Source organism: Stenotrophomonas maltophilia (genome assembly GCF_013464485.1).
GTDB classification, from domain to species: domain Bacteria; phylum Pseudomonadota; class Gammaproteobacteria; order Xanthomonadales; family Xanthomonadaceae; genus Stenotrophomonas; species Stenotrophomonas maltophilia_AW.
The window spans coordinates 62,267-81,041 of sequence record NZ_RAUX01000033.1 but is presented as its reverse complement, the minus strand read 5'-3'; the positions used below and the strand labels follow the sequence as shown (position 1 = coordinate 81,041).

The following is an 18,775-nucleotide window of genomic DNA, read 5'->3' as shown; positions in this document are numbered from 1 at the left end:
CCGTGGCTGTCGATTATTGGTCTTACCAATAATGATTCCGATCAGCCCACGTGCAGCGGATTCAACCGCAACTCCGGCGGAGAGCCTATTAGACCATAGGGCTAGACGTCACATTGGTCCGACCATTAAAGTCACCATGGTAGTGCCGGCCGCCGGCCGGTTACTCGAGACTTCCTACGAAATCCGCTTCTCCAGCCGCCGCATCACCGCCAGCACCAGCACGCACAGCACGCTGACGCCAATCGCAATCACGTACTTGCCGATGCCCACGGCGATGCCGATCGCTGCGGCCATGATCAGCGAGCTGGCCGTGGTCAACCCGCTGACCTGGTCCTCGCGCGAGCCGCGCAGAATGGTGCCGGCGGCAACAAAGCCAACGCAGGCCACAACGGCCTCGATCAGACGTACCGGGTCGACCTGCAACAGATCGCGGTAGCGCTCCTGCTGGAAATGCTCAGCCACCGAATCGCCCAAGCCGACGATCAACGCCGCCGCTCCGGCAATCAGCATGTGCGTACGCAGGCCGGCTGCGTGCTTGCCCATTTCGCGTTCGACGCCAAGCACGCCACCGAACAGCATTGCTGCAGCTACGCGCAGCAGGATCGAGACATCCTGGGTGAGTTCCATGGGCAGGCTCCGGGAATTTTCCGAAGCGTCGCGCGGCGATCGTGGGACGGGGGTGAAGGCGATGGCACGCCTTCTTCACCGCACGCCCTCATCTACGCATGGCATGGATCTACCGACCGCATCTGCTCATTGCGCCAGGTAGCCACCATCGATGGCGTAGTACGCGCCGGTCGCGAATGAGGCGTCGTCGCTGGCCAGCCAGGCCACCAGTGCCGCTACTTCCTCGGCCGTGCCCAGCCGCTTCAAGGCGTGGCGGCCTTCCAGCGTGGCACGTACTTTCGGGTCCATCTTCTCCAGCAGCGGCGTGCTGATGAAGCCCGGGCCGACCGCATTGACACGGATGCCGTCGCCCGCATGCTCCCAGGCTGCGGTCTGGGTCAGCCCGACCACGCCGTGCTTGGCCGCCACATAGGCCGTGGACCCGGCATACCCCACCTGGCCCAGGATCGAGGCCATGTTGATGATGCTGCCACCCGTGCCCGCCGCACGCATCGCCTGGATCTGCGCGCGCTGGCATAGGAACACACTGGTCAGATTGACGTCGATCACGCGCTGCCAGCCGTCAATCGGATAGTCACCACTGCTGGCCGCCGGTCCGCTGATGCCCGCGTTGTTGACCGCGACATGCACGCCGCCCAGCTCCTTCACCGTACGTTGCACCGCCGCATCGACGGCCGCCTCGTCGGTGACATCCAGCGCGATCCCGATCGCCTGGACGCCGCTGCCCTGCAACTGCGCCACCGTCTTGTCCACTGCGTCCTGCTTCAGGTCCCAGACCGAAACGCGTGCACCGGAAGCCGCCAGGGTCTGCGCCACGGCAAGGCCGATGCCGGATACGCCGCCGGTCACGATCGCGGTCTTGCCAGTGAGCTGGTAATCGATCATCTGCGCTCTCCATCTGTGGGGTATCGATGCGGCCTGTCGCCACCAACCCTTCACGCTACGCGTTCGCACGTGATGGTGCGGCAGACAGCGTGTCCATGAACAATCGTTCCACCCATAAAACCTCAACGCCGGTTGATGTATGGAATTGCGTACGGATATGCACGCAAAACGCCGCCGTATGTTCCACGGCTATTTCAACTTGGCCGTAATGATCAATCGTTTTGACCATCTCGAAATCAAATGCGGGTGAATCAAGGCGACAATGGGAAACGTTTACAGATTCTTCGACACACTCATTCCAATCTGGCATTTCCCCAGCCATCCAGCGTGCCGCCGCTACCGCATCGCAGCGGGTCTGAACAGGCCACGACCGGAACTGCAGCATCTGCGATGCAGAGCGCATGGCTGAGGTACTGCCAGCGTCCACCTCCTGCGCACGTGCCGAGCAATGTCCCGATACTTCACTTTTGCCGATTACCGCCGCTTCGGCCAGCGCCACGGCTTTGATTACCGCGCCGACCCGGAACACCTGCGTGACGACCAGTGGGCCGGCCACGGCGAAGTCAATGAACAGTTCCTGCGTGGCGGCATGAGCCTGATCGCGTCTGATGTCCACAATCGTTTTCCTTACGTCGCGACCGCCCAGCAGAGCCCCGGGCTGGCCATCCGAGTAATGCTGCAGGGGCAGGTCGATGTCCGCGTTCCGCGGCGCGGTGGTTTCACTCTGCGCGCCGGCACCGCGATGACCGCGCACCACCGCGAGCAGGTTGAGATGACGGGCGCGCATCCCGGCGAAACGCGCATGCGTGGCGTCAGCGTAATGGTCCCGGGCCAGATCGACCCGGACCTGTTCCAGCTGCCGCAGCTGGAGACCGCGCTCAATGCGCACCTGGAATGCCGTCACTGGGCGATTCCGCATACCCTGCTGCCGGTGCTGGGCCAGTTGTTCGAGAGTCCCTGGCAGGATGGCATCGACGCACTGTGGCGTGAGGGCGTGGCCCTGCAGCTCCTGGCCGTAGGCCTGCAGGCCGAGGATCTGCAGACCGACCACGTTCGGACGCTGCGTGCGGGCCAGCGCGAGCGGCTGGAGCGCGTACGTGCCTACCTGCATGATGACCCGAGCCATGCCCACAGTCTGGTCGAGCTGGCCCAGTTGGCCTGCATGAGCCCGAGCTCGCTGCGGCGCCATTTCGCCCAGCAGTACGGCAGCTCGGTATTCGACTACCTGCACGAGCAGCGCATGCGCCACGCCGAACAGGGCCTGCGCGAGGACGGCTGGACGGTCGAACAGGCCGCTGCCGCCAGTGGCTACCGCCACCCCAGCAATTTCGCCGCAGCGTTCCGCAAGCGCTTCGGCCTTGTGCCCAGCCGCTGGCGCACCGGCCCTTCAAAGGTGGGCTGAAGGCTGGTGCCCTGGTAGGTGTCGACCTTGGTCGACACGCTCTTACGCCATCGCGGATGCCGGCCAGCGGCCGGCACTACCACCGCCGCCGGGCATGGCCCAGCGTCACCCTGGGCGCTTCAATACACCGGCAGATCGATGTAGCTGGCCTGCGCAGCGCTGTGCCACACCCGCTGCGTGGCTTTCTGGTAATCGCCCGGCTTGGCCAGGTAAATGTTCGGCACGTAGGTCTGCGGATTGCGGTCGTACAGCGGGAACAGGCTGGACTGCACCTGCACCATCACGCGGTGGCCCTTCTGGAAGGTGTGATTGGCGTTGGGCAGGTCGAAGCGGTACGGCAGCACCTGGTTCGCCGCCAGCGGCTTCGGATCACTGAAGCTCTCGCGATAGCGGCCGCGGAAGATCGCCAGCGACACCGGCAGCTCGTAGCCACCCATCTCCGGCGTCGAGGCTTCCTGCTCCGGATACACATCGATCAGCTTCACCACCCAGTCGCTGTCGGTGCCACTGGTCGAGGCCTGCAGATGCACCACCGGCGCACCGCCGATGCGCAACGGCGCGGTCAGCGGTTCGGTGATGAAGGTCAGCACGTCGGGGCGGCCATCGACGAAGCGCTGGTCCTTGACCAGCCAGGTGGTCCACATGTCACGGTCACCGAAGCGCACCGGGCGCGGCACGAACGGCACCGGCTTGGCCGGGTCGGACACGTATTCCTCGAAGTCGCCCTCGCCCGCCGCTGGCGCCTGGAACGCCAGCTTGCCGCCAGCACGGAGGTACAGCGGCCTGCTGCTGGCAGCACAGCCCTTGTCGCAGCTGCGCGGCCAACCCTTCAGGCGATCCCAGTGGTTCTCGCCGGTGTTGTAGATCAGCACCGGCGGTGTGTCCGCCTTCGGCGCGCCGTCCACCAGATACTGGTCGAAGAACGGCTTGAGCACATCGCGGCGGAACTGCAGCGCGGTGTCGCCGTCGAATTTCAGCGCGCCCAATTCGGCACCACTGTAGTTCACCTGGCTGTGCCGCCACGGGCCCATCACCAGGTAGTTGTGGTTGTTGCCGCTATCGCGCCCTTCCATCGCCTGGTAGGCGTGGTTGGCACCCCACATGTCCTCCTGGTCCCACAGACCCTGCAGCCACATGGTCGGCACCTTCAATGGCGTCTTCGCCATCACCGCGTCCAGCGCCTGGCCCTGCCAGAAGCCGTCATAGGCCGGGTGCTCCACCAGTTTCTTCCACCAGGTCAGCTGGTCCACGCCGGTGAATCGCGCGTAGTCGCCGGCCGACCCGATGCGCAGGAAGGTGCTGTAGTCGTCGTAGCCGAGACTGGGCAGCGGTGTGCCCTTGCCGCGCTTCTCGGTCTGCATCGCGAAGTAGTTGAAATTGACCTGGCGGAACGCGCCGTAGTTGAGCCAGTCGTCGCCCATCCAGCCATCGACCATCGGGCTCTGCGGCGCGGCCACCTTCAGCGCCGGATGCGGATCGGTCAGCGCCATCACCACGGTGAAGCCTTCATAGGACGAGCCCAGCATGCCGACCTTGCCGTTGCTCTCCGGCACGTTCTTCACCAGCCAGTCGATGGTGTCCCAGGCGTCGGTGGAATGGTCGACCCTGGTGTTGTTCAACGGCCCGCGCAAGGGCCGGGTCATCACGTAATCGCCCTCGGAACCGTACTTGCCACGGATGTCCTGGAACACTCGGATGTAGCCGCTGTCGACGAACACCTCGTCGCCCTGCGGCAGCAGGTCACGCATGCGCGGCGAATCACTGCGGTTGGCACGGCCGGCGGCATCGTAGGGGGTGCGGGTCAGCAGGATCGGCGCATTGCGGGCGCCCTTGGGAACCACGATCACCGTGTACAGCTTGGTGCCGTCGCGCATCGGCACCATCACCACGCGCTTGTCGTAGTCGCGGCCGACATCCGGTGCAACGAAGGGTTTGCCGCTGATATCCGGGGTCATCGGCGGTGTATCGGCGGCCAGCACGCTGCTGGACAGGCAAAGAGCGATAGCTACAGCAACGGCGCGCACACGCATGGACAACCCCTCCCGACAGGAAAGGCTCAAGCCTACTCCTGCCTTGAGCCATGAGGTGTGTGCAGGCTTTGCATTCTGCGGTGGATGCAGGCAGGACTGATGGCACATGTGCAAGCCGGTGCCGCTGCATCGGATAGTGCCGGCCGCTGGCCGGCAACTTCACCCGTCTCCTGGGCTATACGGCGTTGCCGGCCAGCGGTCGGCACTACCGATCAGGCTACCGGCACTTCGTGCAAGGCCAGCCAGCGCCAACGGCCATCTTCCTGCCGCAGCACAGCAAGTGCCTCACGCCAGGCCATCACACCCTCAGCAACGGCCTGCCCCTCACGGTAGCGCAGCATCGCCAGCGGAGGCGGTACCTGGATGAACTGCAGGGCCTCGATCTCGATACGCAGGCCCGGCCTGGCACCATGGCCACTGGCAAACATGCCGGCCAGGGCCTCGCGGTCCAGGCGCTGCCCGGCAATGCCCACCATGCTGAAGTCGGTGCAGAAATGATCCATCAACGCATCCTGCGTGCTGGTTGCCACTTCTGCGCGGAACCAGGCCTGCAGCTTGGCGATCAGATCATGGAACTCGTTCTCTGCGGTCATCGTCATTGCATTGTCTCGGGTTGGGAAAGAGAGATCGATTGCGGGCGGCGCAGCAGCGCCATCGGCAGCAGGGTCAGCACGGCAGCCAGCCCCAACGCCACGCGGGTGGCGTGGGCCGGAAGCCATTGCATGGCCAGTGCCAGCAGCAGCGCGATGGCGGCAGTGCCAAGGCAGAAGCTGAGCTGGCGATTGAGGTTCCATAGCGCGCTGGCGTCGCCCAGCGCCTCGCCCTCGACACCATCGAAGGCCAACGTCTGCGCGGTGCTGCTGCACAGGCTGCCGCCGGCGCCCATCAGTGCGAACAACAATGCAGCCAAGGTAAAAGCCGGCTGCGGCAGCAGCGCCATCAACAGCAGGCCGCCGGCCTGAAGCAGCATGCCCACGCGCAGTACCGTGCCCGGGCCGAAGCGGGCCAGCAGGTGTTTGCTGGCCGTGATCGCCATCGCCGAGGCCAGCGCCCATGGCAGCATCAGCGCGCCGATGCGTGCCGCGCTGAAACCGGCCTGGTGCAGCTGCAGGGTGCTGACCAGCTGGCTGCCGATGAATACACCGGGTACGGCCAGATAGATCAGCATCGCCAGGCGCAGGCCGCGATGGGACAACAGCGACCAGCGCAGCAACGGGTGCGCCTGCCGCCGAGCATGCCACAGGTGGGCCGCTGCCAGCAGCGATGCGATCAGCAGCAGTACCGTACCGGCGGCCCGATGGCCAGGCTCACCCAACCACGTGAGTGCCAGCAGCAGTGCGCCCAGCGCCATCATCGCCGTGCAGAGCGCATAGGCCTGCAGGTGCGGCGCACTGCGCTCACCATCGGCGGGCATCCAGGCCAGCACCAGGCCGATCGCCACCGCCGCCAACGGCAGGCTGGCCCAGAGCACACCGCGCCAGGACAGCCACTGCACCAGCAGGCCACCCAGTGCCGGCGCCAGGGCCGGCACCAGCAGCGCCACCAGCAGGATACGCCGGGTCAGTGCGCCACGTTGGGCGGGCATGCACTGGCGGTAGGCCGCGGCCTGCGCCACTGGAATCAGCAGGCCACCGGCCAATCCCTGCAGCAGGCGCCAGCCCAGCAGCCAGCCGATACCCGGCGCAGCGCCGGCCAGCACAGCGGCAACCGCGAACCACAGCAACGCCACCAGCATCAGGCGACGCTCGCCACAGCGCGCGGCCAGCCACGGCGCCAGCGGAATCACCACGCTCAGGCCCAGCATGTAGGCGGTGCCTACCCAGGCCAGGGTACTGACGTCTGCGTGCAGTTCCGCCGCCAGTGCCGGATAGGCCACCGTGGCGATGAACATGTTGACCAGGTCCAGAGCAAACACCAGCAGGAAGATCACCTCATGGCGCAGGCGGGGGGACGGCATCGGCGGCGCTCCAGCGGGGAAGCGGGCAGCATGCCGTGCGGGCCTTGTTGGAAAAACACGACGGCGGCTGCAACACTGTCAAACCTGCTTTGACAATGGATTGCCATGGTCAGCCTCGATCGCTTCGACATCTTCCGCGCCGTGGTCGAGGCTGGCAGCCTGACCGCTGCCGCCGATCGCCTCGGCCTCAGCCGCGCGGTGGTCAGCTTCAACCTGAAGCGGTTGGAGCAGGAGCTGGGTGTGACCCTGCTGCTGCGCAGTACCCGCCACCTGGCCCTGACCGAAGCCGGCGAGCAGTTCCTGCGGCACTGCGTGCAGGCGCTGGATGCTGCACAGGCGGCCATCGACGCCGCGCGCCGCGACCAGCACCAGCTGCAGGGCGTGCTGCGCCTTACAACTACGCCGGAGTACGCACACCTGCGCCTGATTCCTGCGCTGGAGGCGTTCCGCGCGCGGCACCCGGCCCTGCAGCTGCACCTTTCAACCTCTCCGGCACCCGCGGACCTGATTCCCGAACGCTTCGACCTGGCGATCCGCCTCGGCCGCCTGCCGGACTCGGGCCTGCATGCCAGTGAACTGGAGCACCACCCGTTGTGCGCGGTGGCTGCGCCCGCGCTGCTGGCACGCCTGCCTTCTGCAGATGCTGCCGATGACCCCGTGCAGCTGGGTTCCCTGCCCCGTCTGGGCTACCCGCGCCTAGCCGATGTGCCCGTGATCGCACCGGATGGAAGTGACGCCTTGTTCGCCACCAACCCGGGCAACGCGGCGGTACGCGTGGATGGCGCCAGCAGCCTGCGCGCGTTCGCCGTGGCCGGCGCCGGGGTCACCGTGCTGCCACGCTGGCTGATCGAGGACGACCTAGCCCTGGGTCGCCTACGACCGGTGCTTCGCCAGCACCGCTTCCCGCAGCAGAGCGTGTACGCGGTGTATCCGCACAGCACGCAGCCCTCACCGAAGGTGCGCCAGCTGATCGATTTCCTGCGCGGGTGGTTTGGCAAATGAAAAAGGGGACGGAGGGGATTAAGTCGTTTGTGCATAAACGACTTAATCCCCTCCGTCCCCTTTTTCAGACATGGCCCTGTGCGGGCCGTGTCTTCAAGCATCAGCGCAGCACCTGCTCCACCAACTGCACGTCCACGCTCTGCAGCGGTTCGGCCGCGTTGCGCGACAGCTGCACCTGGTAGGTGCCACCGTCGATCTTCCACTGGCGGGCCTGCGCATCGTAGTGGGCCAGGGTCTTCGGCTCGGCTTCGATGCGGATACGGCGCTGTTCGCCCGGCTGCAGGTTCACCTTGTCATAGCCGATCAAGCGGATCGGCGTGGTGCTGCCGGCCGGCAGCTTCAGGTACAGCTGGGCCACGTCGGCACCGGCGCGCTTGCCGGTGTTGCGGATGTCCACGCTGGCGACCAGACGCGAACCTTCCACGCTCACCTTCAGGTTGTCATAGGCGAACGAGGTGTAGGAGAGGCCATGACCGAAGGCGAAGGTCGGGGTCAGGCCCTTGGCCGCCATCCACTTGTAGCCGACGTTGGCGCCTTCGATATCGAAATCGAACACATCACCGAACGGCTTGGCCGGCTTGAAGCCGAGACCGTCGATGTGCGGGCGCGGCAGCTGCGATTCATCCACCACCCAGGTCACCGGCAGGCGGCCGGACGGGTTGACCTGGCCGGTCAGCAGCGCGGCAATGCCTTCACCACCACGGATGCCCGGGTACCACGCCTGCAGCATCGCCGGCACCTGCGCCAGCCACGGCGTGCGCACCGGGCCGTTGGTTTCCAGCACCAGCACGGTCTTCGGATTGGCCTTGGCCACCGCAGAGATCAGCGCATCCTGGTTGTCCGGCAGCTGCATGTCCGGCAGGTCCACCGATTCGGCCGCCCACTGGGTGGCGAACACGATGGCCACATCCGCCTGCGCGGCAGCCTTGGCGGCCGCGGCGGCATTGCTGCCGTCCACATACTCGATAGTCGCGTCCGGGCGCGCTGCACGCAGCGATTCCAGCGGCGAGGACGGGTGGAAGATCACCGGGCCCGGCCAGGTGGTCGGCAGCACGCCCGGCACCGCGTTGGTGCCCTTGGCGGTCACGCCCACCATCGACGAACCGCCGCCGCCGATCACGCCCTTGTCGGCATGGCCGCCAATGATGACGATGCGCTTCACGCTGTCGGCCAGCGGCAGCAGGTTGCCTTCATTGCGCAGCAGCACGCTGCCCTCTTCCACCGTGCGCTGGGCGACGGCGAAGCCGGCCTCGGCATCCACCTTCTGATGCTGCGGCGGGTTGTCGAAGTTGCCGTGCAGGAACATCGTACGCAGGATGCGCGCGACCATGTCGTTCAGGCGCGCCTGCGGCACCACGCCACCATGCACGGCCAGGCGCAACGGCTCGTCGAAGAACACCGCCGCGTCGAACACTTCACCGGCCGACTGCTGGTCCAGGCCGGCCAGCGCTGCCTTGGAACCGCTGTGCACGCCGCCCCAGTCGGACATCACGAAACCGGGGAACTTCCATTCCTGCTTCAGCACCTGGTTCATCAGGTAGCCGTTCTCGCAGCCGTAGGTACCGTTGATCTTGTTGTACGAGCACATCGCCACGCCCGGGCGGCCGGCGTCCAGCGCGATCTCGAAGGCCAGCAGGTCGGACTCGTGCATGGCCTGTTCGCCGATGCGCACGTCGTGGAAGTTGCGCCGGGTCTCCATGTCGTTCAGCGCGAAGTGCTTCATCGAGGAGATCACATGCTGGCTCTGCACGCCCTGGATCAGCGCGCCGACCATCGAACCGGCCAGCAGCGGGTCTTCGCCGGCGTACTCGAAATTACGGCCGTTGCGCGGGTCGCGCTGCAGGTTGACGCTGCCCGACAGCAGGATGTTGAAGCGCTGCTGCCAGGCCTCGCGGCCCATGGTCGCGCCACCCGCGAAGGCGACCTGCGGATTCCAGCTCGATGCGGTGGACGGGCCCGACGGCATCGCCGTGGCGAAGTCGCCCGGGCGGATGCCCCCCGGATTGGTCACGCCGACGCCGGCATCGGCCGACTGCTGCGACGGAATGCCCAGGCGCGCCACGCCCGGCACGAAGCCAGCCGAACCGACCGCACCTTCCGGCAGCGGCCCGCCATCCTTGCCCAGCCCGAAGTAGCTGTGCAGCATCTGGAACTTCTCGTCCTCGGTCATCGCCTTCAGCAGCAGCGCAGCACGCGCGTCGGCGTTGAGGGTGGTGTCCATCCACGGCGTGTCGCCGTGCTTGCCGGCGGCATAGGCCAGGGTCAGCAGCGTGGCGCGCAGGGTGCTGCCTTCCACCTTGAACGGTGCACTGCTGGCGGCCTGGAAGCCGTCGCTGAAATAGCTGGCATCTGCTTCCAGCGCCACACGCGCCGGATCGAAACCTGCAGCCTTGGCCGATTCGCCGGCCACCGCGCCAAGCAGCACTGCTGGTGCACCCAGCCGTGAACGCGTGACCAGCGACGGCAACCGGGAGGCACCCGCACCGGCATCGGTGTAGACCGCCACCGTGTGCCGCCCATCGTCCAGCCGCAGGTAGTTCAGGCCCGGCTGGTCCGGACCGGATTCGGCGGCGATCGGCAACCGGGTCAGCACGGCCTGGCCGCGTTGGGTCTGGCCGTCGTCCTTGCCCGCGGCAATGAAGCGGTACTCATAGCCCAGGCCATCGGCCAGCACCTGCAGCGGATCCACCTGGCCGATGCCACGCTGCACCTGGCGCACGCTCACCGCGTCCACCTTCAGGCTCTTCAGCTGCGCAGCCAGGGCCGGCATCGCCTCGGCGTTGGGCGCCTGTTCCAGGGTCAGTACGGTGAACGCGGCGGGGTCGGCCCAGGCTGGAGCGGCCAGTACGGCAGACAGGGCCAGGGACAGCGCAAGCGGCTTTGTAAACGTTTTCATCGGCAGGCGTAATTCCGTTGCCAAGGCAATCGGTCCAGGGAAAGTGCCGCCGAAGGGTGCAGCGTACATGCCGCGCAAGGGTTGCCAGGCAACGTCCCGCAGGCCGAAGGGCGGGCCGGTCTGCGCCTGGGACCCTCCTCCCGGCGTGACAACCTGCCTGCCCGGGCCGCGCAGGGCGACCCAATCCTGTGAAGATTGTGCGAAGGCGTTAACCACTGTCAACAGGACCTAAGTCACAGGGGCAACCTGGCCGCCGGTTATCAGGCCATCACCGGCGGTCATCAGCGGGCCGCGAAAGCGTGCCGATAATGCAGATCCCTGGCCACGAAGCGAATCCATGACCGTACACCGCGACTTCGACCATCTCTGGCGCGACCGCTGCGATACGTCCAGCCAGCGCGCGCCGCGCGTGTTGATCCGGGTGTTCGTGGCACCGGGCGAGCTGGAGCGCAGCGTGGCCTTCTACGAGCAGCTGCAGGGCGTGGTGGCCGATGCGGGATTCCCGTTTCCCGAAGCCGGGCTGCGCCTGGCGATGGTTGGCGCGTTCCTGCTGATCGAAGGCAGCGCGGCGGCATTGGCGCCGTTCACCTCGACCACCGGCACGCTGCTGGTCGACGATGTTCGGCCCTATCACGACAAGCTGGTGGCCGCTGGCGCTGAAATCATCTTCCCGTTGCAGGTGGTGCCAACCGGGGCGGCATTCAATGCGGTGCATCCCGATGGCACGGTGGTCGAGTACGTGCATCACCGGCCGGATCCACACGGGCGGTGACGGCGCGGCCGGGCGGCGCCCCGCACCCGCGGTAGTGCCGGCCGCKGGCCGGCAACCTCAAAAGCAAAGGCGGCTATCCGTGGGATGGCGGGATGGGCCCGGCTGCGGGGGACGCTGCAAGTACCCCTACGGGGCCCGGCCCAGCCGCTGGCGGCTGGGCGTTCGGGCGCTTGCGAAGCAGTGCTTCGCAAGCAAAGCGCCCTCACCCATGTAAGCTCGGTCGCCGCTTGCTCGTGTGCGCTGTCCTGCGCACACGGCAAGACCGGGGTTGGGCGTCCTGCCCAACCCGCCCGAGGCATGCCTCGGGCCCATGGCGCTCACGCCCCCGCAACCGGACCCACCCCGCCKTCGACAATTCCCCGCACGGCCTGCTGTAGAGCCGAGCCCATGCTCGGCTGCTCTTCGTTCAACTCTCGAAATAATCGATTTCGATTGAGATTCATCCACGCATGGCGTGGATCTACAATCCCTCCATGTCCTCCCCCGCCCTGCCCTGGAATGGCACGTTGCTGCTGGATGCGCACGCCGCCGTGCTGCACGGTCATGCCGGTGACAGCGCTGCGCACGCGCACTACGCCCATCAACTGCTGCTGAGCGACGGTACGCCCTGGCACGTCGAGATCGACGGCGTGCACCAGCAGGGCCAGCGGCTGTGGCTGCCTTCGTTCCAGCCGCACGCGATCCTGTCGGCGCCGGAGGCGGGCTGCACGGTGTTTCTTGAGCCGGCGCATGCCGACCTCGAACAGATCCAGCAGCACTTGCACGTGCTGCCCGGTACTGCAATGGAACTGCAGGACTGGCTGCCGCGATTGAGCCGCGCGCAGCCATTGGACCGGCGCGTGCAGGCCGCGCTGATCCGCATCAGCCAGCACCTGCCCGGCCCGGTGCCGGCCGCCGACATCGCCGAGGCGGCGCATCTGTCGACCAGCCAGCTGCACCGGCGCTTCCAGTCCGACCTGGCGGTGACCCTGCGCGGCTGGGTGCTGTGGCGGCGCTTGCGTTCCGCGCTCGCGCACCACCTGCAGGGGCACAGCCTGACCGACAGCGCACATGCCGCCGGCTTCGCCGACCTGGCCCATCTCTCGCGCAGCCTGCGCCGCATGTTCGGCATCGGTGCCGCACAGCTGCAGGGCCTGCAGCTGCACGCCGCCTGACACGGCCGATCATCCGCGCCTGCGCAGGCCTTCGGGCAATTCCGGCACCTCGCCATGCGGCAGTTCGCGGAAAGGCGCCAGCAGCTGCCCGGAGTAATCGCGCGGATAATCCGGTTGGCTGCCGATGCCGAGGTCGTGCTGCCGCAGCCGATAGCCCGGCGCATCGAAGGCGGTCCCCAGCAGGTGATCCCAGACGGTCAGGAACAGGCCGAAGTTGACGTCGCCGGCGGTGCCGTAACGCATGTGATGGAAACGGTGCAGCGGTGCCCACGCCATCACCCGGCCCAGCACGCCGGGACGCATGTCCACGTTGGAGTGCTGCAGCAGCAGCTGGATGGCAATGGCGAAGGCCAGCACCGCAGCCACCGGCATCGGCAGGCCCAACAGCAGCAGCGGCAGTACACCGCCCACCGCTTCGGCAGCCTGGTGCAGTGGGTGTTTCATCAGCCCGTTGAAGCCATACATGCGGGTCACGCTGTGATGCACGGCATGCAGGCGCCACAACCAGCCAATGCGATGGCTTGCGTAGTGCACCAGGGTGATGCCGAGATCGGCAGCGATGATGGCAACCAGCACCTGCACCGCGAATGGCCACTGCACGGGCCACACCTGCCACGGGATGATCGCCGCCAGCAGCGGCACTGCGGCGATCGACAGCAGGTTCAGGCCTTCGTTGACCAGCGCATGCAGGGTGTCCCGCACGCTGTCGCCATGGTCATGGTTGAACGCCGGGTCATACGGCCAGGCACGCTCGGCGGCGAACGAGCCCGCGATGGCGACCGCCAGCAGGGCCAGCAGCCACAGCGGCTCACCGTGGCGGTGACCCACCCAGGCGATGGCGGCGGAAACAAAACCAAGCAGGAACAACGGGGCATACAGGCGCAGGATCCAGTGTTTCATGGGCAACCCGGGAAGTGAGGGGCCTGCATGCTGGCGCTGCGTGTGGGCTGCCGGCTTGAACAAACGGCGCAATCGCGTGCCGCTGGCAGATGCCGATCCTGGTCGACACCGCATTTCCTGCATCCACGCATTGCGTGGATCTACAATGACGCTCTCATCGCGCCTGGGACCGGCATGGACTCCTTCAACCTGATGCGCGCCTTTCGCCGCATCGTCGAACGTGGCGGGCTCGCCCGTGCCGCCGAAGACCTGGGGATGTCGCCGGCCGGGCTGAGCAAGCAGCTGCGCACGCTGGAAACCCATCTGGGCGTGGTACTGCTGCAGCGGACCACGCGGCGGATGAGCCTGACCGAAACCGGCCATGCGTACTACCGCGAATGCTGCCGCCTGCTCGACGAGCTGGACGCATTGGAACGTGGCATCGCCGAACAGCGTGGTGAGGTGGCCGGGCGCCTGCGCGTCAATGCGCCGCAGTCGTTCGCGCTGAGCACGCTGTCACCGCTGCTGCCACGTTTCCTGCAGCAGCATCCGCAGCTGTCGCTGGACCTGGTGATGGAAGACCGTCTGCTCGATGCGGTCGGCGATGGCTTCGATGTATCGCTGCGGCTGCGTGCCGAGCTGGACGACTCGCGATTGGTGGCGCGGCGCCTGGCCTCGCTGCAGCAGGTACTGTGTGCAGCCCCGTCCTACCTGCAGCAGCATCCGGCACCGCAGGCGGTGGACGATCTGCAGGCGCACAGCGTGCTGGCCTACAGCCTGTCCGATTCACCCGGCAGCTGGCCGCTGCTCGGCCCCGATGGCCAGGTCACCATCACCCTGCCGGCGCGCGTGACCGTCAACAACAGCCTGCTGCTGCGCGACCTGCTGGTGGCCGGCATGGGCATCGGCGCCCTGCCCTCGTTCCTGGCGGCACCGGCACTGGCCCGTGGCGAACTGCAGCAGGTGCTGCCCGACCACCGCTATCCGCCACGTTTCGTGCATGCGGTCTACCCCACCTCGCGCCACCTGCAGCCCAAGGTGCGTGCCTTCATCGATTTCCTGCACGCCGAGCTGCCCGGCTGCGCGGGCCTGGATTCGTAACCGCCAGCGAAAACTGAGCTGCCCGCGGCGCGCTGTTTCAGACGCGCCGCGCTGCCTACTCTGCCGCCTCCCCTCTCACCGATGGCAGGCAGATGTCTTCCGTTCCTTCCCCCGCCACCGCCGCGCCGGTGGTCGATTTCTTCCACGACGTGGTCTGCGGCTGGTGCTTCGTGCTGGCGCCCCGCCTGCAGCAGGTCTCGGCCGAACTCGGCATCCAGGTGCGCCACCGCAGCTTCGTGCTGCAGGACTCGCGCGCGCAGATGATCGAGGTGTTCGGCTCGATGGCGCGCGCCAAGGCGATCATCCTGCGCCACTGGACCGACTGTGCAGCGCATGAAGACACCGCGCGCATCGATATCGAGGGCATGCGTGCACAGGACTTCGAGTATCCCTCCGGCTGGCTGGGCGCACTGGCCTGCCAGGCCGCAGGCTTGATTGGCGGCAACGACGCCCATGGCGCGATGTTCGATGCCGTGCAGTGGGCACACCTGCACCAGCACCGCAACATCGGCGATGCCGAAGTACTGCTCGATATCGCTGAATCGCTGGGGCATCCACGTGGCGCCTTCGCTGACCACATGCACAGCGACGCAGCGCGCCAGCGCGTGCAGGCCGATCGCGCCGAAGCCGCCGCCCTCGGCATCCGTTCCATTCCCACCGTGATCAGCGGCAACGGCCTGCGCCTGCAGACCCTGCCGCTGCCACAACTGCGCCAGGCCCTGGCGCCTCTGGTCGCGGCCTGAGCCGCGCCATCCCCCACCCTGCAAGGAGATTTCCCATGACACCACGTACCCTGGCCACCGCACTGGCCCTGCTGCTGGCCAGTGCTGGCGCTTCCACCGCCGTTTCCGCACACGAACGCGTTCCCTCCGGCCAGCAGGTCGGTACCAGCCCCTGGGGGCCGAAGGATGAGATCGGCCGCCTCAACCTGATCACCGAAGCCTCGCGCGCGGCGATCCTGTCGCGGGTCAGCGGCGGCAAGGCCTATGACCTGGCCACCGAGTACTACGTTGGCATGCCCAGCTGGCAGGACGCCGGCGACCCGCACTACCAGTTCTGGATGACCCACACCCCGCGCGGCACAGTGATGGATGATCCGATGGGCGTGGGCGAGACCATGAACCTCACCCGCAGCTATACCGGCACCGCGTTCTCGATGTACAGCCACACCGGCACCCACATCGATGCGCTGAACCACTTCGGCATCCACGGGAAGATCTGGAACGGCTTCGAGGCCGACAAGCACCTCGGTGACCGTGGCTGGAATGTCACCGGCATCGAGAAATTCCCGCCGCTGATCGCGCGCGGCGTGCTGATCGACGTGGCCGGCGCCAAGGGCGTGGACATGCTGCCGGACAGCTACCGCGTCACCCGCCAGGACCTGAAGGATGCGCTGGCACGCCAGAAGGTGAAACTGCAGCAGGGCGACGTGGTGCTGATCCGCACCGGCCGCATGCGCCTGTTCGAGCAGCCCAAGGCGTACATGGCCAACCCGCCGGGCATGGGCCTGGACGCGGCCCGCTTCCTGGTCGAGGACAGCGGCGCGATGATCGTCGGTGCCGACAACCTCAGCTTCGAGACCTTCCCCTCGGAGGTGTCCGACGACTACGTGCCGCTGCACACCTACCTGCTGGCCCAGCAGGGTGCGCCGATCATCGAGCTGGTGGCGCTGGACGAACTGGCCCGCGACAAGGTCTACGAGTTCGCCTTCATCGGCGGCCCGCTGAAGATCCGCGGCGGCGATGCCGCACCGCTGCGCCCGGTCGCGTTGCCGGTCCGCCCGTAACCGGGGGCATACCCGGGTAGCGCCGGGCCATGCCGGGTGGGTGCCGACCTTGATCGGCACCCCTCCCCCCTTCAGCAACCTGAAATCCGATCCTCCGATTTCATTAGTAATTCTACTCACAAGGCGAGTAGCATGTGCGGTCTCAGCCCCTGATACCGGCCCGTCGATACTCGCGCCATGCCCGCCGTTTCCGCCCGTTCCTGCCGCTTCCAGCCCACCCGGCGCCTCCCCTGGAGGACCGGCTGATGGGTGCCGTCGTCGCCCTCGACCGGCTGCTTGACGGCCGCCAGCTGTGGCGCGGCCCGGCTCGCCAGGGACCGGCCAGCGACCACCTGGCCAGCGGTCACCCGGCACTGGACGCACGCCTGCCCGGCGGTGGCTGGCCGGCCAGCGGGCTGTGCGAGGTGCTGCAGGTCGCGCCCGGCGTGGGCGAGCTGGCCCTGGTCTGGCCGGCGCTGGCGAAGCTGAGCCAGCGCGACCGCCCGATCGTGCTGGTCGCCCCGCCCTACCGCCCGCATGCCCCGGCCTGGGCTGCAGCCGGGCTGGACCTGGCCCAGCTGCAGATCATCCACGCCGCGCCGAAGCAGGCGTTGTGGGCTGCCGAACAGTGCCTGCGCTCGGCCGCCTGCGCGGCGGTACTGTGCTGGCCACACCAGGCCGACGACCGCTCACTGCGCCGCCTGCAGGTGGCTGCCGACAGCGGCCAGTGCCTGGGCTTCGTGTTCCGCGAGGCGCAGGCAGCGCGCAATCCATCCCCGGCCAGCCTGCGCCTGCAGCTCGACCACGGCCAGGTGCAGGTGCTGAAGTGCCGTGGCGGCCTGCCGCCGGCGCAGCCGTTGCCGCTGGCCATCGCCCACTGAGGCCGCGCCATGCACTGGGCCTGCCTGTTGTTGCCGCAGCTGGCGCTGGACAGCGTGCTGCGCCTGCAGCCGGACCCGCAGCGGCCACTGGTGCTGTTACAGGGGCCTACGCAGCGCCGCGTGCTGCGCGCGGTCAGTCCGGCCGCGCGCGCGGTGGGCCTGCGCCCGGGCATGCTGCTGTCAGCCGCGCAGGTGCTGGTGCGGGACATGCACCTGCACGACTACGACCCGAACACCGAACAGCACACCCGGCAGCTGCTGGCCAGCTGGGCCTACGCCTACAGCTCGCAGGTCAGCCTCGATTTCCCACATGCGCTGGTGCTGGAGATCGGCGCCAGCCGCGCCCTGTTCGGCGACTGGCTGACGATCGAAAAGCGCCTGCGCAACGAACTGCATGAACTGGGTTTCCGCCATCGCCTGGTGGCCGCACCCACCGCGCATGCCGCGCGCGTGCTGGCCAACGTCCACGATGGCCTCGGCATCGATGCGCAGCAGCTGCCGGCGGCACTGGCACAGCTGCCCCTGCCGCGCTGTGGCCTGCCCAGCGAAGCGGTGACCGTACTGGGCCGCTCCGGCCTGCGCACGCTGGGCGCGGTGCTCGAGCTGCCGCGCGACAGCCTGGCCCGGCGCTTTGCGCCCGAGGTGCTGCAGCAGCTGGATGCATTGCGTGGCCTGCCCACCGCGCCACTGCGCTACTACCAGCCACCGGACCGTTTCGATGCGCGCATCGAATTCGAGTACGAGATCGAATCCAGCCAGGCCCTGTTGTTCCCGCTGCGCCGCCTGTTGCTGGACCTGGCCGCCTTCCTGTGCTCGCGCGATGGCGGCGTGCAACGCTTCGACCTGCATTTCGAGCATGACCTGTTGCCGGCCAGTGTACTGACCATCGGCCTGCTGGCCCCCGAACGCGATCCCGCACTGCTGTTCGAGATCGCGCGAAACCGCATGGAGGCCTTCGCCCTGCCCACCGGCAGCCGTGCACTGCGCCTGCAGGCCGAGCAGCTGCCGCCGTTCGTGCCCGCCGCGCGCGACCTGTTCGATACCCGGCCGGCGCAGGCGATGCCCTGGAACCAGCTGCGCGAGCGCCTGCGCGCGCGGCTGGGCGATGACGCCGTGCAGCCGCTGGCGGTGCAGGCCGACCATCGCCCTGAACGCGCCAGTGGCAGCCAGCCGCCGGCCAAGCCACCGGCTTGCTGGCCGCTGCGTCCCGGCTGGCTGTTGGACACGCCGCAACCGCTGCGTGATCCGCGCCTGCGCATCATCGCCGGGCCGGAGCGGATCGAATCAGGCTGGTGGGACCAGGCCGATGCACGGCGCGACTACTACGTGGTGGAAACCGCACACGGCCAGCGCGGCTGGGCGTTCCGTGAGCGCAACGATCCGCATGCACCGTGGATGCTGCACGGCTGGTTCGGTTGAGCCGC

The 18,775-nt window shown here is 67.5% G+C and carries 17 protein-coding genes; 9 read left to right on the top strand and 8 right to left on the bottom strand.

Annotated elements, in window-relative coordinates; genetic code table 11:
* Positions 1 to 174 precede the first annotated feature (174 nt).
* From D7Y61_RS15465 to D7Y61_RS15455, 3 genes are all read right to left on the bottom strand, one after another.
* The gene (locus D7Y61_RS15465) at positions 175 to 627 is read right to left on the bottom strand and encodes an MgtC/SapB family protein (protein ID WP_005410036.1); all 453 of its coding nucleotides are present in this window, start codon (positions 625 to 627) and stop codon (positions 175 to 177) included.
* 126 nt (positions 628 to 753) lie between these two features.
* On the bottom strand, positions 754 to 1,512 hold the full coding sequence (locus D7Y61_RS15460) for an SDR family NAD(P)-dependent oxidoreductase (protein ID WP_180867487.1): 759 nt from the start codon (positions 1,510 to 1,512) through the stop codon (positions 754 to 756).
* 55 nt (positions 1,513 to 1,567) lie between these two features.
* Entirely contained in the window at positions 1,568 to 1,915 is a 348-nt protein-coding gene (locus tag D7Y61_RS15455; RefSeq protein ID WP_180867485.1) for a hypothetical protein, read from the bottom strand.
* 45 nt (positions 1,916 to 1,960) lie between these two features.
* Between D7Y61_RS15455 and D7Y61_RS15450 the strand changes: the two genes are divergently transcribed.
* The gene (locus D7Y61_RS15450; protein ID WP_180867483.1) at positions 1,961 to 2,914 is read left to right on the top strand and encodes a helix-turn-helix transcriptional regulator; all 954 of its coding nucleotides are present in this window, start codon (positions 1,961 to 1,963) and stop codon (positions 2,912 to 2,914) included.
* Positions 2,915 to 3,033: 119 nt separating this feature from the next.
* Here the strand turns inward: D7Y61_RS15450 and D7Y61_RS15445 are convergent, their stop codons facing one another.
* From D7Y61_RS15445 to D7Y61_RS15435, 3 genes are all read right to left on the bottom strand, one after another.
* The gene (locus D7Y61_RS15445) at positions 3,034 to 4,944 is read right to left on the bottom strand and encodes a CocE/NonD family hydrolase (protein WP_180867481.1); all 1,911 of its coding nucleotides are present in this window, start codon (positions 4,942 to 4,944) and stop codon (positions 3,034 to 3,036) included.
* A gap of 212 nt (positions 4,945 to 5,156) precedes the next feature.
* The gene (locus D7Y61_RS15440) at positions 5,157 to 5,543 is read right to left on the bottom strand and encodes a DUF4440 domain-containing protein (RefSeq protein WP_180867479.1); all 387 of its coding nucleotides are present in this window, start codon (positions 5,541 to 5,543) and stop codon (positions 5,157 to 5,159) included.
* On the bottom strand, positions 5,540 to 6,901 hold the full coding sequence (locus D7Y61_RS15435; RefSeq protein ID WP_180867477.1) for an MFS transporter: 1,362 nt from the start codon (positions 6,899 to 6,901) through the stop codon (positions 5,540 to 5,542). The genes D7Y61_RS15440 and D7Y61_RS15435 overlap by 4 nt, the downstream gene beginning before the upstream one ends.
* Before the next feature lie 105 nt (positions 6,902 to 7,006).
* Here D7Y61_RS15435 and D7Y61_RS15430 point away from each other — a divergent pair, with 105 nt between their 5' ends.
* A complete protein-coding gene (locus D7Y61_RS15430; RefSeq protein ID WP_180867475.1) occupies positions 7,007 to 7,903 on the top strand; it encodes a LysR family transcriptional regulator in 897 nt (298 codons plus the stop codon).
* Between the two features lie 100 nt (positions 7,904 to 8,003).
* On the opposite strand, the gene D7Y61_RS15425 is transcribed toward D7Y61_RS15430, so the two are convergent.
* On the bottom strand, positions 8,004 to 10,799 hold the full coding sequence (locus D7Y61_RS15425; protein ID WP_180867473.1) for a beta-glucosidase family protein: 2,796 nt from the start codon (positions 10,797 to 10,799) through the stop codon (positions 8,004 to 8,006).
* A gap of 337 nt (positions 10,800 to 11,136) precedes the next feature.
* Here D7Y61_RS15425 and D7Y61_RS15420 point away from each other — a divergent pair, with 337 nt between their 5' ends.
* Entirely contained in the window at positions 11,137 to 11,571 is a 435-nt protein-coding gene (locus D7Y61_RS15420) for a VOC family protein (RefSeq protein WP_180867470.1), read from the top strand.
* 449 nt (positions 11,572 to 12,020) lie between these two features.
* Entirely contained in the window at positions 12,021 to 12,725 is a 705-nt protein-coding gene (locus D7Y61_RS15415; RefSeq protein WP_180867468.1) for a helix-turn-helix domain-containing protein, read from the top strand.
* A 9-nt stretch (positions 12,726 to 12,734) separates the two neighbouring features.
* On the opposite strand, the gene D7Y61_RS15410 is transcribed toward D7Y61_RS15415, so the two are convergent.
* Positions 12,735 to 13,625, bottom strand: coding sequence for a sterol desaturase family protein (locus D7Y61_RS15410; protein ID WP_180867466.1), 891 nt, complete (start codon positions 13,623 to 13,625; stop codon positions 12,735 to 12,737).
* Positions 13,626 to 13,799: 174 nt separating this feature from the next.
* Here D7Y61_RS15410 and D7Y61_RS15405 point away from each other — a divergent pair, with 174 nt between their 5' ends.
* The 5 genes from D7Y61_RS15405 (at position 13,800) to D7Y61_RS15385 (ending at position 18,770) form a co-directional block, all read left to right on the top strand.
* Positions 13,800 to 14,705 (top strand): LysR family transcriptional regulator, encoded by a 906-nt coding sequence (locus tag D7Y61_RS15405; protein WP_180867463.1) that lies wholly within the window; start codon positions 13,800 to 13,802, stop codon positions 14,703 to 14,705.
* 92 nt (positions 14,706 to 14,797) lie between these two features.
* Entirely contained in the window at positions 14,798 to 15,448 is a 651-nt protein-coding gene (locus D7Y61_RS15400; protein ID WP_180867461.1) for a DsbA family oxidoreductase, read from the top strand.
* A 35-nt stretch (positions 15,449 to 15,483) separates the two neighbouring features.
* Positions 15,484 to 16,491, top strand: a complete 1,008-nt coding sequence (locus D7Y61_RS15395) for a cyclase family protein (protein ID WP_180867458.1) — start codon at positions 15,484 to 15,486, stop codon at positions 16,489 to 16,491.
* 245 nt (positions 16,492 to 16,736) lie between these two features.
* Complete coding sequence (gene imuA, locus D7Y61_RS15390) at positions 16,737 to 17,351, top strand: translesion DNA synthesis-associated protein ImuA (RefSeq protein WP_180867455.1); 615 nt, start codon at positions 16,737 to 16,739, stop codon at positions 17,349 to 17,351.
* 9 nt (positions 17,352 to 17,360) lie between these two features.
* The gene (locus tag D7Y61_RS15385; RefSeq protein ID WP_180867453.1) at positions 17,361 to 18,770 is read left to right on the top strand and encodes a Y-family DNA polymerase; all 1,410 of its coding nucleotides are present in this window, start codon (positions 17,361 to 17,363) and stop codon (positions 18,768 to 18,770) included.
* Positions 18,771 to 18,775 lie beyond the last annotated feature (5 nt).

Excerpts from the sequence above, each read along its gene's own strand:
- D7Y61_RS15420 (WP_180867470.1), top strand. The coding sequence starts at position 11,137 with ATGACCGTACACCGCGACTTCGACCATCTCTGGCGCGACCGCTGCGAT.
- D7Y61_RS15395 (WP_180867458.1), top strand. The coding sequence starts at position 15,484 with ATGACACCACGTACCCTGGCCACCGCACTGGCCCTGCTGCTGGCCAGT.
- D7Y61_RS15460 (WP_180867487.1), bottom strand. The coding sequence starts at position 1,512 with ATGATCGATTACCAGCTCACTGGCAAGACCGCGATCGTGACCGGCGGC.
- D7Y61_RS15400 (WP_180867461.1), top strand. The coding sequence starts at position 14,798 with ATGTCTTCCGTTCCTTCCCCCGCCACCGCCGCGCCGGTGGTCGATTTC.
- D7Y61_RS15385 (WP_180867453.1), top strand. The coding sequence starts at position 17,361 with ATGCACTGGGCCTGCCTGTTGTTGCCGCAGCTGGCGCTGGACAGCGTG.
- D7Y61_RS15450 (WP_180867483.1), top strand. The coding sequence starts at position 1,961 with ATGTCCCGATACTTCACTTTTGCCGATTACCGCCGCTTCGGCCAGCGC.
- D7Y61_RS15435 (WP_180867477.1), bottom strand. The coding sequence starts at position 6,901 with ATGCCGTCCCCCCGCCTGCGCCATGAGGTGATCTTCCTGCTGGTGTTT.
- imuA (WP_180867455.1), top strand. The coding sequence starts at position 16,737 with ATGGGTGCCGTCGTCGCCCTCGACCGGCTGCTTGACGGCCGCCAGCTG.
- D7Y61_RS15425 (WP_180867473.1), bottom strand. The coding sequence starts at position 10,799 with ATGAAAACGTTTACAAAGCCGCTTGCGCTGTCCCTGGCCCTGTCTGCC.
- D7Y61_RS15405 (WP_180867463.1), top strand. The coding sequence starts at position 13,800 with ATGGACTCCTTCAACCTGATGCGCGCCTTTCGCCGCATCGTCGAACGT.
- D7Y61_RS15440 (WP_180867479.1), bottom strand. The coding sequence starts at position 5,543 with ATGACGATGACCGCAGAGAACGAGTTCCATGATCTGATCGCCAAGCTG.
- D7Y61_RS15430 (WP_180867475.1), top strand. The coding sequence starts at position 7,007 with ATGGTCAGCCTCGATCGCTTCGACATCTTCCGCGCCGTGGTCGAGGCT.
- D7Y61_RS15445 (WP_180867481.1), bottom strand. The coding sequence starts at position 4,944 with ATGCGTGTGCGCGCCGTTGCTGTAGCTATCGCTCTTTGCCTGTCCAGC.
- D7Y61_RS15465 (WP_005410036.1), bottom strand. The coding sequence starts at position 627 with ATGGAACTCACCCAGGATGTCTCGATCCTGCTGCGCGTAGCTGCAGCA.
- D7Y61_RS15410 (WP_180867466.1), bottom strand. The coding sequence starts at position 13,625 with ATGAAACACTGGATCCTGCGCCTGTATGCCCCGTTGTTCCTGCTTGGT.
- D7Y61_RS15455 (WP_180867485.1), bottom strand. The coding sequence starts at position 1,915 with ATGCGCTCTGCATCGCAGATGCTGCAGTTCCGGTCGTGGCCTGTTCAG.
- D7Y61_RS15415 (WP_180867468.1), top strand. The coding sequence starts at position 12,021 with ATGGCGTGGATCTACAATCCCTCCATGTCCTCCCCCGCCCTGCCCTGG.